Source organism: Cloacibacterium normanense, assembly GCF_002943105.1.
Lineage (GTDB): Bacteria > Bacteroidota > Bacteroidia > Flavobacteriales > Weeksellaceae > Cloacibacterium.
Map to the genome: position 1 here is coordinate 399,992 of NZ_PTPZ01000002.1, position 11,760 is coordinate 411,751.

The 11,760-nt window shown below is 33.7% G+C and carries 11 protein-coding genes; 6 read left to right on the forward strand and 5 right to left on the reverse strand.

Translation table 11 applies throughout. The annotated features are described in order from the left end of the window. Positions 1-60: 60 nt before the first annotated feature. The gene (gene pepT / locus C3729_RS04900; RefSeq protein WP_104793121.1) at positions 61-1,311 is read left to right on the forward strand and encodes a peptidase T; all 1,251 of its coding nucleotides are present in this window, start codon (positions 61-63) and stop codon (positions 1,309-1,311) included. Between the two features lie 103 nt (positions 1,312-1,414). Further along, on the forward strand, positions 1,415-2,269 hold the full coding sequence (locus tag C3729_RS04905; RefSeq protein ID WP_104793122.1) for a UDP-2,3-diacylglucosamine diphosphatase: 855 nt from the start codon (positions 1,415-1,417) through the stop codon (positions 2,267-2,269). 187 nt (positions 2,270-2,456) lie between these two features. Here the strand turns inward: C3729_RS04905 and thiL are convergent, their stop codons facing one another. After that, positions 2,457-3,509 (reverse strand): thiamine-phosphate kinase, encoded by a 1,053-nt coding sequence (gene thiL, locus C3729_RS04910; RefSeq protein WP_104793123.1) that lies wholly within the window; start codon positions 3,507-3,509, stop codon positions 2,457-2,459. 52 nt (positions 3,510-3,561) lie between these two features. Then, positions 3,562-4,062 carry an acyl-CoA thioesterase gene (locus C3729_RS04915; RefSeq protein WP_104793124.1) on the reverse strand — a complete coding sequence of 167 codons (501 nt, stop codon included), beginning with the start codon at positions 4,060-4,062 and terminating at the stop codon, positions 3,562-3,564. Positions 4,063-4,326: 264 nt separating this feature from the next. On the opposite strand from C3729_RS04915, the gene C3729_RS04920 reads away from it, so the two are divergent. Next, positions 4,327-5,538: an NAD(P)/FAD-dependent oxidoreductase gene (locus C3729_RS04920; protein WP_104793232.1), complete on the forward strand. Its 1,212-nt coding sequence runs from the start codon at positions 4,327-4,329 to the stop codon at positions 5,536-5,538. Positions 5,539-5,633: 95 nt separating this feature from the next. Here C3729_RS04920 and C3729_RS04925 read toward each other — a convergent pair whose 3' ends face one another. Then, positions 5,634-6,989: a DUF4403 family protein gene (locus tag C3729_RS04925; RefSeq protein WP_104793125.1), complete on the reverse strand. Its 1,356-nt coding sequence runs from the start codon at positions 6,987-6,989 to the stop codon at positions 5,634-5,636. Next, positions 6,986-7,354, reverse strand: coding sequence for a DUF2809 domain-containing protein (locus tag C3729_RS04930; protein WP_104793126.1), 369 nt, complete (start codon positions 7,352-7,354; stop codon positions 6,986-6,988). Before C3729_RS04930 ends, C3729_RS04925 begins: the two co-directional genes overlap by 4 nt. Positions 7,355-7,382: 28 nt before the next feature. Between C3729_RS04930 and C3729_RS04935 the strand changes: the two genes are divergently transcribed. Then, on the forward strand, positions 7,383-7,781 hold the full coding sequence (locus C3729_RS04935) for an energy transducer TonB (protein WP_104793127.1): 399 nt from the start codon (positions 7,383-7,385) through the stop codon (positions 7,779-7,781). Between the two features lie 33 nt (positions 7,782-7,814). Here the strand turns inward: C3729_RS04935 and mutS are convergent, their stop codons facing one another. Further along, a complete protein-coding gene (gene mutS, locus C3729_RS04940) occupies positions 7,815-10,394 on the reverse strand; it encodes a DNA mismatch repair protein MutS (protein ID WP_104793128.1) in 2,580 nt (859 codons plus the stop codon). An 83-nt stretch (positions 10,395-10,477) separates the two neighbouring features. Between mutS and C3729_RS04945 the strand changes: the two genes are divergently transcribed. Both C3729_RS04945 and C3729_RS04950 read left to right on the forward strand, forming a co-directional pair. Continuing rightward, positions 10,478-11,014: an RNA methyltransferase gene (locus tag C3729_RS04945; RefSeq protein WP_104793129.1), complete on the forward strand. Its 537-nt coding sequence runs from the start codon at positions 10,478-10,480 to the stop codon at positions 11,012-11,014. Between the two features lie 121 nt (positions 11,015-11,135). Then, a complete protein-coding gene (locus C3729_RS04950) occupies positions 11,136-11,642 on the forward strand; it encodes a hypothetical protein (protein ID WP_104793130.1) in 507 nt (168 codons plus the stop codon). The last annotated feature ends 118 nt before the right edge of the window (positions 11,643-11,760 follow it).

Below are 11,760 nucleotides of genomic sequence, written 5' to 3' on the forward strand. Positions count from 1 at the left end.
CATCTAAAATCCATCATCCCGTCAAAAATCTGTAAATTTGTGAGAAATAAAAATAAAGAAATGCAGACAATAGAATTCAATCACGAATGGAAAATGCGTCTTCTGAACCGTTTTCTGACTTATGTTAAAATATATTCAACCAGTGATGCAGAAAGCGAAACCACGCCTTCTTCTCCACAGCAATGGGACATAGCGAAATACATCTTCCAAGAATTGCAAGATTTAGGACTTTCTGATGTTTCTATGGACGAAAATGGTTACATCATGGCGTATGTTCCTTCTAATATTTCTGAAAATGAGCCAACTGTAGGTTTTATAGCACATTATGATACTTCACCAGATTTTAACGGGAAAGATGTAAATCCACAAATTTGGGAAGATTACAACGGTGGAGATTTGGTGCTCAACCAAGAAACGGGCTTCACGCTTTCTTCGGAAAAATTCCCAAGTTTGAAAAAATATGTAGGAAAAACTTTAATTACTACAGACGGAACTTCGCTTCTTGGAGCTGATGACAAAGCAGGCGTTGCAGAAATTGTAACCGCTGCAGAATATCTTTTGGCACATCCAGATATTAAACACGGAAGAATTGCGATTGGTTTTACACCAGACGAAGAAATCGGAAGAGGAGCTCACAAATTTGATGTAGCGAAATTCGGGGCAGAATATGCTTATACAATGGACGGAAGTGAAGTGGGCGAATTAGAATACGAAAATTTCAATGCAGCAGGAGCAGTGGTGAAAATTAACGGACTTTCTGTACATCCAGGTTATGCTTTTGGTCAAATGAAAAATGCAGGACTTCTCGCAGTGGAATTTGCACAGATGTTACCTGCTAATGAAACACCAGCTACCACCAAAGGTTTTGAAGGTTTTTATCATTTAATGGAAATTAAAGGTGATGTTTCTGAAGCGAAGTTGCAATACATTATTAGAGACCACGATGCTGATAAATTTGAAAATCGTAAAAAATTCATCACCGAAAAAGTAGCAGAATTTAATGCAAAACACGGAGAAAATACTGCCGAAATAGAAATTAAAGAGCAGTATAGAAATATGAAACAGCAATTTGAAGGTAAAATGCACATTGTAGAAATTGCAGAACAAGCAATGAAAGACGCCAATATAGAACCGAAAATTAAAGCAATTCGCGGTGGAACTGATGGTGCACAATTGTCTTACATGGGATTGCCTTGCCCAAATATTTTTGCAGGTGGAGAAAATTTCCACGGGCCGTATGAATATGTGGCGCTAGAATCTATGGAAAAAGCCGTGAAAGTAATGGTGAATATCGCGAAAGCGAAGAAGTAAATAAACACAATCCTTCAAGGATTCTAAATCCTTGAAGGATTAAAATTTAAAACTCTGTTAATCACCAATTAACACTGCCATATTAATTTTACAAAAACTATTTATGGCAAAACAAAAACGCGAAGTAGAAGTAGTGGTTTTATCAGACATTCATTTGGGAACGTATGGTTGTCATGCTAAAGAATTGGTGGCGTATCTCAAAAGTGTTTCTCCGAAAGTATTAATTCTCAATGGTGATGTAATCGACGGTTGGGCTTTTTCTAAAAGGTATTTTCCAAATTCTCACATGGCAGTTTTGAGTGAGTTTTTCAAAATGATGAAAAAAGGAACTCAAGTGATTTACATTACAGGAAACCACGATGAATTCTTGAGAAAATATACCGATTTATCGATGGGAAATCTTTTTCTTACCGATAAATATTTATTAGAAATTGAAGGAAAAAAACATTGGATTTTTCACGGAGATGTTTTTGATCATACTACTTCTGGCGGAGCTAAATTCATTGCCAAATTGGGAGGAATGGGTTATGATTGGTTGATTTTGGTAAACAGAGCCATCAATTGGGTTTTAGAAAAATTCGGGAAAGGAAAAGTTTCGCTTTCTAAAAAAGTGAAAAATTCTGTAAAAAAAGCAGTGAAATTTATTGGTGATTTTGAGAAAAAAGCCACTGAAATTGCCATCAACAATCATTATGATTATGTGATTTGCGGACATATTCATCAACCAGCAGATAAAATTTGGACAACGGAAAAAGGAAGTGTTCATTACCTGAATTCAGGCGATTGGATTGAGAATCTCTCTTGGCTTGAATTTGATAAAGGAAATTGGAGTTTAAAATTCTTTAACGAAAAAGAGTTTGAAAAACCCGTGATTGAAGAAAATGATATTTCAGTCAATATGGAAGAACTGATTCATCCAAAGGTTTTCGCGAGTTTCGTTGCCGATAAATTCAACTAAACACAAAATAATATAGCAATACCCAAATTGCCACGAAAAATAAAACAAAAAGAAAAGAAGATTTCAAATCTTGCTTTTCTTTTTTTATATAATGTTTGTACAAAACTACTCCTATAAAAGTGATGATAATTAAAGTTGGAAGTACAGTAAATGTGAACATATCAGTTTTTCATCAAAGATAAAAAATTTATTTCTTCAAAAAAGCATCCCAACCTTGAGCTGTAATTTGAGCCAATTCATTGCTTCCTCGTAAAACCATAAAGTTGCCTTGTTCCAAATCTACAGCGTGACCAATTATAGTAAAATCTGGGTGATTTCTTAGTTTTTCGTAATCATTTGGAGAAATGGTGAACAATAATTCATAGTCTTCACCACCGCTTAATGCACACATTGCAGGATTCAGGTTAAATTCATCTGCAGTAGTAATCGTAAGCGTATCTAAAGGAATTTTTTCTTCATACAATCTGAAACCCACTTTACTTTGGTCAGAAAGATGCAGTATTTCCGAAGCTAAACCATCAGAAACATCAATCATAGAAGTCGGTTTTATGTCGAGTTCTTCTAACGTTTTTTTGATGTCTGTTCTTGCTTCAGGTTTTAATTGACGTTCCAAAATGTAATCATAGCCTTCCATTTCGGGTTGCATATTTGGGTTGGCTAGATAAACAGCATGTTCTCTTTCCAAAATTTGTAAACCCATATAAGCACCACCTAAATCTCCGGTAACAACTAATAAATCATTGGTTTTAGCACCATTTCTGGTCACTAAATTTTCAGAATTTTCTAAACCAATGGCTGTAATGGTAATCACTAAACCAGAGGTAGAACTGGTAGTATCTCCACCAACTAAATCTACATTGTATTTTTCACAAGCTCTGTAAATTCCATCGTAAATTTCATCAAGAGCTTCCACGGGAAATCTGTTAGAAACCGCCATAGAAACTAAAATCTGTGTAGGAACAGCGTTCATTGCGGCAATGTCGCTTAGATTTACAACAACCGCTTTGTATCCTAAATGTTTCAATGGAACATAGCCCAAATTAAAATGCACTCCTTCTGCTAAAACATCAGACGTAATCACTACTTTTTTCCCTTCGGAATTGATGATTGCTGCGTCATCACCAATAGAACATTCGGTGGAAGAATTCTTAATAGGGAAATTTTCGGTAAGATGTTTAATCAATCCAAATTCTCCTAATTCAGAAATTGGGGTTAATTGTGGTTTTTTATCTTCTAACATAATTGTAAAGCGTAAAATAAGTCAAAAATTTTGACTCTAAATTTTTTAAAATTTAACGATTTAAATCCATTAAACTCGCATCTATATTTTCCGGACGGAAAGGCAATGCTTTAATGTCTTCTCTAGAAAGCAGTTTAGTATTTTCGGTCTTAAACTGATTCATCACCACCAAAATATCATCTGGCGGAGTAGTGGTTTTTCTCAGCATCATATCAATCCAAACTCCTGTTGCTTCGGCAGTTGCACAATGTGTGCCGTCTGGCAAATAGAACTTGTGTGTGAACTGATATATACTTGCATCTTCAGAACTTCCAGAAATTTCTAATGAAACAATCACTTCTTGGTCAGCATAAACCTCTTTGAAAAAAGAATATCTTTCATGCAAAATCACAGGGCCAATTCCCCATCTATTGAGTTGAGCAACGCCCATTTTGTGTTTTGTCATAAAAGCCATTCTCGTTTGCGCACAATATTGCACATAAGAAGAGTTGGCTAAATGTCTGTTGGCATCTATATCGCTCCAGCGAACTTCGTGTTTATGGTAGTAAATCATAAATTTTTATTTTTTATGGCGCCAAATTCCTCGTTCCGTTCCCGCTTCCCGAAAAAAATATTTTTTACATTCTTTAAAAATATTTTCTCGGGAGAGCTCCACTCAACTCGGGGCGCAATTCCGTTATAAAATCATATTTTTTTCAAGCTTCAAAAATACGCAATAATCATGGTTTTAAAAAATCGTATTTTTGCATCAATAGAAGCGGACTTTAGTCCGTTTATCAAATTAAGAATTTCACTCGGCTTTAGCCAAAACATAATAATGAATAATAAAAAGAAAATCACCATCATTGGAGGTGGCGCTGCCGGATTTTTCTGTGCAGCCAATCTTGACGAAAATAAATTTAACGTTACCATTCTCGAACAAAACCAAGATGTTTTGCAAAAAGTAAAAATTTCTGGTGGAGGAAGATGTAATGTAACTCACGCCTGCTTTGACCCTCGTGAATTGGTGAAATTTTATCCAAGAGGAAATAAAGAATTATTAAGTGTTTTCAGTAAATTTCAACCAGGAGATACAATGGATTGGTTCGCTCAACGAAATGTTTCGTTGAAAATAGAAGATGATAATAGAATTTTCCCGGAAAGCAATTCCTCTCAAACCATTATAGATTGTTTCTTGAAAGAAGTTCAAACTAAAAATTTTGAAATCAAAACACAATCAGTTGTTTTAGAAATTCAGAAATTAGACGAAGGTTATAAAATCATCACCAAAGAAGGTGAAATTCTCACCGATTATGTAATTTACACCACAGGAAGTTCGCCTAAATCTCTGAAAATGATAGAAAATTTGGGACATAAAATTGTTTCGCCAGTTCCGTCATTGTTTACTTTTAATATCAAAAATGATGTGCTGAATGATTTAATGGGAACGAGTTTTCCTTATGCTGAAGTTTCCATTCCAAAATTAAAAATGGAAGAATCTGGGCCGCTTCTCATTACACATTGGGGACTTTCTGGACCTGCCATTCTGAAACTTTCTGCTTGGAAAGCGAGAGAACTTTCTGATTTAAAATATAATTTTGAAATTAAAGTCAATTTCATAGGAATAGACAAAGAACAAGCGGAAGAAGTTTTTAAAAATTATAGAGAAGAAAATCCTAAAAAAACTATCGGAAATTCTAAAATTTTTGAGATTACGAATCGTTTTTGGCACCGAATTTTGTGGTTGTCTAAAGTAGATTTAGAAAAAAATATTTCGCACATCAATAAACAAGAACTCCAAAAAATTCTGAAAAATCTTTGCGAAAACAGCATGCAAGTCAAAGGAAAATCTACCTTCAAAGATGAGTTTGTGACAGCAGGAGGTGTAGATTTAAAGGAAATTAACTTCAAAACGATGGAATCTAAAATTATAGAAAATTTCTACATTGCAGGGGAAGTTCTGAATATTGACGCGGTAACTGGAGGTTTTAATTTCCAAGCATGTTGGAGTGAAGCATGGCTGATTGCTCAGGATTTGAATGCTAAATAAGAAGCATTTTTGTCATTCTGAACGAAATAAGAATCTATTTTGATAAGATTCTTCATTTCGCTACGCTGCATTCAGAATGACAACTGCATGAAATGCTAAAAACTCATTCCTTCGATTTTCAGTTCTACTTTTGCATAAGTATCGACTACCGTTGTGATATGGTCTTCAGAAATTAAGAATTCTGTAGGTTTAAAATCCATTACTTTTCCCGAAAGTTTAAATCCTTTTTGGTATTCTTTGTTGAAACTTTCTTCAATAGCTTTTTTTGATGCGTTTTCGAGGTCTAAAAACGGAATTCCGTAGTCTTGTTCAATCATTTTCACGATTTTTCCTTCAAAAAGAGAAGTGATTGTTTTATGAATTATATTTTTGGTTTTCAGTTTAAAATCAGATTTGGTGAATCCTATTTTATGTTTTTGGGCGTCATAAATGAGTTTTCCTTTGATATAAGAAATGCCATTTACTTTTCCTGAAGTTTGAATTTCGATGACTACATTTTCTTTTTCAGCATAGACTTTTATGTCTTCTACTTTAATTTTTGATTTCCCTTCATTAAAAGGAAATTCTTTGCCTTGAAATTGTTTTTGGGCAATCGCTGTAGCTTCAGAAAAAGGAATATTCGTGGTGGTTTTGAGTAAAAATTCTCTACCCAAATTTTGAGCAGGAGTAAAATAAGGAACCGCATTCACCAAAGGATTTTTTGAAGGTTTGGTTCCCACAAAAGTTTCCGAGAACAAATCAATGGAAACCGTGGTTTTCATCTTGTCAAGGTAAATTTCTAAAGGCGACATTTTCACGGTTTGCGGCGTAATTTTTAGCCAAGTATTGTATTCATCAGAAATCTTCATTGGTTCAGAAAAATTATTCCACACCTTCAGAATATATGGTTGAAGATTCATTTTTTGTTGGATTTGCGCATCAATCACAATGGTAAAATCCTTTTGTTGTTTCACCAGAATTTTTTCGATGACGCTGACTAAAGGAAATTTTATTTTCCCAAAATCTAAGACTGGTTTTTCTTTCCACACAAAACCAGCGGTAGAAGTAGTGGTTTTTACTTGCCAATTTTGTAGAAATTCTACGGATGAAATAAAATTCATCACCACTCTGAATTGGGTTTCTTGGTAAGAATATAAACCCAAAGTTCCGATGCCTTTTTCTGCCCAAATTTTAAGCGGAACCGAAAATAGTAATCTATTATTGGTCAATGCTTTCATCGTGATTTCGCCATCTTTTTCTACTTTGGTTTTCAGTTGATCATTGTCATTATTTTCATAAGATTGGTCTTCGTAAAGTGTACCTGTGATGGATTGATTCGTTAATCTTTGGATTTCTGAAATCGGTAAAGAAATGGGCACGGAAATGCTAGAAGGAATCTTAGCAAACTGATGTGTTTCGGTTTGTGAAAATCCGAAAATGGTTAGAAATATGAATAGAAGTGATAGTCTCATTTTAAAATCTTATGGAAAGTAAAAATACAAAAAGAACCCATTGCATAGCACAAAATATCAATCCAAGAAAATGAATTTCCGAGGACAATCATGGCAATTTTATTGTTTTTTAACCCATACCATTCAGCGAAATGAAAATATTGAGCGAATTCTATGACACAAGCAAATAAGAAAACCCCAATATTAAGAAGCGTTTTGTTTTTAATTTCAAGGAAAGTTAGCATAAAAGTATAAATAAGAATCACCACCAAAACATCACCAAAATAAGCCCGTAACCAAAAAATATCTCTGAAAACGGTAGCGATGGAAGCCTCTGCTAGAAATAGAAATATAGTTGTTAAGAAATATTTGTAATTAAAAATCATATTATTGTATCTTTGATAAAAACTTTATATGAATAAGTTTATTATAATTTTCACTCTTATTTTAAATAGTTTTGTTTTTGGGCAAGTAAAAGACACAATTATTGATGGGAAAAAAATTGTAATTTATTCAAGTATTGAAAAAGAAGCTGTTTTTTCTAAAGGTAATGCCGAGTTTCAAAGATTAATTGCAGAAAATTTTAGAATTAAAAAAATTAGGGCAAACTCTTTAATCACTTGTGAGATTAAATTTATTGTTGAAAGAGACGGAAAATTAAGTAATATCACTGCAACCGGAGAAAATGAAAGCTTTAATAAAGAAGCAATAATAGCTGTTACTAAAATTAAAGAAAAATGGATTCCTGCCACAATTAATGGACAAGCAGTAAGAGAAAGATTTAAAATTCCATTGACAATAAATTTTGAATAATTTTCAAATTATCTCATTTTCAAATCTTCAAATTTATTTCCCAATCATCTTTTTAATCGCATTCAACTTCATTAAGGCTTCAATCGGAGTCAAAGTATTAATGTCAATTTTAGTGAGTTCTTCTCTGATGTTTTCTAAAACAGGATCATCGAGTTGGAAGAAAGAAAGTTGTAAATTTTCTTCGGTTACCCGTTTTATTTTTTCTGTAGAACCACTTTGAGAGCGAGAATCTTCCAAAGTTTTTAGAATTTCCGAAGCTCTGTTTACCACTTTAGAAGGCATTCCTGCCAATTTTGCCACGTGAATCCCGAAACTGTGTTCGCTACCACCAGAAACCAATTTTCTGAGAAAAATAATATTGCCTTTGTTCTCCTGAATCGTCACGTGGAAATTTTTAATTCTCTCAAAATTTACACTCATTTCGTTGAGTTCGTGGTAATGCGTGGCAAAAAGTGTTTTCGGTTGGGTAGAATGTTGGTGAAGATATTCTGCAATCGCCCAAGCGATGGAAACGCCATCATAAGTAGAAGTTCCACGCCCGATTTCATCGAGCAAAATCAAACTTCTTTCAGAAATATTGTTCAAAATATTCGCTGCTTCGTTCATTTCTACCATAAAAGTAGATTCCCCCGCAGAAATATTGTCTGTTGCGCCAACTCTGGTAAAAATTTTATCTAAAATCCCAATTTCGGCATGTTTTGCAGGAACAAAGCTTCCAATTTGCGCCAATAAACAAATAATAGCAGTTTGTCTCAAAATCGCAGATTTACCCGCCATATTTGGACCCGTTACCATGATAATTTGTTGAGCATCTTTATCTAGAAAAACATCATTCGGAATGTATTTTTCGCCAAGAGGAAGCGATTTTTCTATAATTGGATGTCTTCCTTCTTTGATATCAATCGCAAAAGTTTCGTTGAGAATTGGCTTGGTATAATTTTCGGAAATCGCCAATTCTGAAAGTGAAACCGCACAATCTAACTGCGCAATTAAATTTGAATTTTCTTGAATTTGGTCAATATACATCATCACATTTTCGCAAACCTGACGATACAATTGGTGTTCAATTTGTGAAATTTTTTCTTCTGCGCCGAGAATTTGAGTTTCGTATTCCTTCAATTCTTCGGTAATATAACGTTCTGCATTTACCAAAGTTTGTTTACGAATCCAATCTTCTGGAACTTTGTCTTTATGTGTATTTCTAACCTCAATGTAGTAACCAAAAACATTATTGAAATCAATTTTCAGGGAAGAAATTCCTGTTCTTTCGATTTCTCTTTGGCACATTTCATCCAAAAAACCTTTCCCTTTGCTTTGAAGATTTCTCAATCTATCGAGTTCTTCCGAAACTTCAGATTTGATGACATTTCCTTTGTTGAGGTTTACCGGAAGTTCTTCATTCAAATGATTCAGAAGATAAGAAATGAGTTCTTCTAAATTGTTCAGAGGTTCTAGCCAAGCCAAAACATCGTGATGAGAACTCAATAATTCTCTGATTTTCTGAATATTGATTAAACTCTGACGAAGGTAACCGAGTTCTTTCGGTGAAATTTTTTCGGCAGCCAATTTTCCAACCAATCGGTCTAAATCTGAAATTCCTTTTAATAAATCTAGGATTTCAAATTTCAAAGAATCCTCATTGTTGAAAAATTCAATCAGAGAAAGTCTTCGGTTGATTTCGTTCACAGATTTCAGCGGTAAAATCAATCTTCTGCGAAGCAATCTTCCTCCCATTGCTGTGGAAGTTTTATCAATGATATCGAGCAAAGATTTCCCTTGAAAATTACTAGAATGTACAATTTCTAAATTTCTCAAAGTGAAATTATCCATCATTAAATAATCATCTTGCGGAATGCTTTGTATTTTGGTAATGTGCTGTAAAAGAGCGTGATGCGTGTCTTCGACTAAATAAGCGAAAATCGCTCCTGCTGCGGTAATCCCCAATTTTTGTTCATCAATCCCGAAACCTTTTAGAGATTTGGTTTTAAAATGGGAATTCAGTTTTTCGTAAGCAAAATTATATTGATACGCCCAATCTTCTAACTTAAAACAGTTTTTATTTTTAAGTTGAGAAGGAATTTCGGCGGTTCTTTGGTAAATAATTTCAGCAGGATCAAAAGTATGAACAATGTGCAGTAATTTCTCTAAATTTCCTTCTGCAACCAGAAATTCACCCGTAGAAACATCTACTAGCGCAATCCCAAATTTCTCTTTTTCTTTGTGAAGAGAAAGCAAGAAATTATTTTTTTTGGAATTCAAAACCTGCTCGTTAAACGTAACACCGGGAGTTACCAATTCTGTAACGCCACGTTTCACGATACCTTTCACCATTTTTGGGTCTTCCAATTGGTCGCAAATCGCAACACGCATTCCGGCTCTTACCAATTTTGGCAAGTAAGAATCTACAGAATGATGCGGAAAACCTGCTAACTCAATATGACCTTCTCCATTGGCTCTTTTGGTAAGAACAATTCCTAAAATCTGAGAAGTTTTTATGGCATCTTGCCCGAAAGTTTCGTAGAAATCTCCCACTCTGAAAAGCAATAGCGCATCTGGATATTTCGCCTTAATGGTATTGTACTGAGTCATTAACGGAGTTTCTTTTTTAGCCATTCTTGAGAGTATGAATTTTTAGGTTTAAGATTCGAAATTTGAGGTTGTAAATTAAAACCTTAATTTTGCCCAAAAATACGAAAATGCAACCTACCAAAAAACTGAAATTAGAAGAATTAGGAAGAATAGATGTAGAAACCTTCAAAAAGACGGAGAAAATTCCGTTGGTGGTGGTTTTAGATAATGTAAGAAGTATGCATAATGTAGGTGCGGTTTTCCGAACTGCCGATGCTTTTTTGGTGGAAAAAATTATTCTTTGTGGCATTACTCCGAAACCGCCTCACAGAGAAATTCATAAAGCTGCACTTGGTGCTACTGAAAGTGTAGATTGGCAATTTTATGAGAGTGTAAAAGAAGCAGTTATAGATTTAAAAACTCTGGGTTATGAAGTTGTTGGAATTGAACAAACTACTAATTCTGTGATGATTAAGGATTTTAACATTGATAGAACTAAAAAATATGCTTTGGTTTTAGGTAATGAAGTTGACGGGATTTCTGATGAAATTTTATCCGATTTAGATGAATGTCTAGAAATTCCACAGTTGGGAACTAAACATTCTCTAAATGTTTCGGTTTGCGGTGGAATCGTGATGTGGGAATTTTTCAAAGGATTGAAATAAAATGGATTGATGAATTTTTAAGGTAATTCTTTAAATTATTTAAAAATTCAAAATTATTTTTTATAAAAAGTGTTGATTTAATAAAATAATCTCTATTTTTATAATATTAAATCACTCTGTTATGAAAAAACTTTACGCTCTTTTCTTGCTGATGTTTTCAGTATTCGTCTTTTCTCAAAGTTGTGGCATCAATAGTTATGGTTTTGTGAAATGGACTTCCAATAAAACGTACACCGCTTCTATTATCGTTAAAAATGATTACAAAACCACGGTGAGAGTAAAATATGACGATATTATGGTGCAATATGAAGCTGATTATGACGTACAACATTTAGATGATGTAATTCTGAAAATTGAAGGAACAGGAACGCCAGTTTTTTTGAAAGGGAAAAGCAGTTATAATCCTGACACTTTTATTTTTAGAATTTCTCAAGAGGGAAATATCATTTCAGGAACTACTTATGATAGCTCTCAAGTGAGAAATAAATTAGAAATTTTAGATTCTGATAATTTGGATAATAATCTGGCACTACTAGAACAGTTTTATACTGAAAAAGATGCTGATTATCCTGAAATAGTGAAATCGTTATTGTATTTTGATTACACCAACAAAAAGAAGAAAAAATAAGTTCCACTTATCTGCATAAGAAATCCCGAAAATTTTCGGGATTTTATTTTTTATTATTTTAAAAGTTGATCAAAAGTATTTCCTTGGGTAATATCTCCAGAATTATAGCCTTTCATAA

Excerpts from the sequence above, each read along its gene's own strand:
- pepT (WP_104793121.1), top strand. The coding sequence starts at position 61 with ATGCAGACAATAGAATTCAATCACGAATGGAAAATGCGTCTTCTGAAC.
- C3729_RS04905 (WP_104793122.1), top strand. The coding sequence starts at position 1,415 with ATGGCAAAACAAAAACGCGAAGTAGAAGTAGTGGTTTTATCAGACATT.
- thiL (WP_104793123.1), bottom strand. The coding sequence starts at position 3,509 with ATGTTAGAAGATAAAAAACCACAATTAACCCCAATTTCTGAATTAGGA.
- C3729_RS04915 (WP_104793124.1), bottom strand. The coding sequence starts at position 4,062 with ATGATTTACTACCATAAACACGAAGTTCGCTGGAGCGATATAGATGCC.
- C3729_RS04920 (WP_104793232.1), top strand. The coding sequence starts at position 4,327 with ATGAATAATAAAAAGAAAATCACCATCATTGGAGGTGGCGCTGCCGGA.
- C3729_RS04925 (WP_104793125.1), bottom strand. The coding sequence starts at position 6,989 with ATGAGACTATCACTTCTATTCATATTTCTAACCATTTTCGGATTTTCA.
- C3729_RS04930 (WP_104793126.1), bottom strand. The coding sequence starts at position 7,354 with ATGATTTTTAATTACAAATATTTCTTAACAACTATATTTCTATTTCTA.
- C3729_RS04935 (WP_104793127.1), top strand. The coding sequence starts at position 7,383 with ATGAATAAGTTTATTATAATTTTCACTCTTATTTTAAATAGTTTTGTT.
- mutS (WP_104793128.1), bottom strand. The coding sequence starts at position 10,394 with ATGGCTAAAAAAGAAACTCCGTTAATGACTCAGTACAATACCATTAAG.
- C3729_RS04945 (WP_104793129.1), top strand. The coding sequence starts at position 10,478 with ATGCAACCTACCAAAAAACTGAAATTAGAAGAATTAGGAAGAATAGAT.
- C3729_RS04950 (WP_104793130.1), top strand. The coding sequence starts at position 11,136 with ATGAAAAAACTTTACGCTCTTTTCTTGCTGATGTTTTCAGTATTCGTC.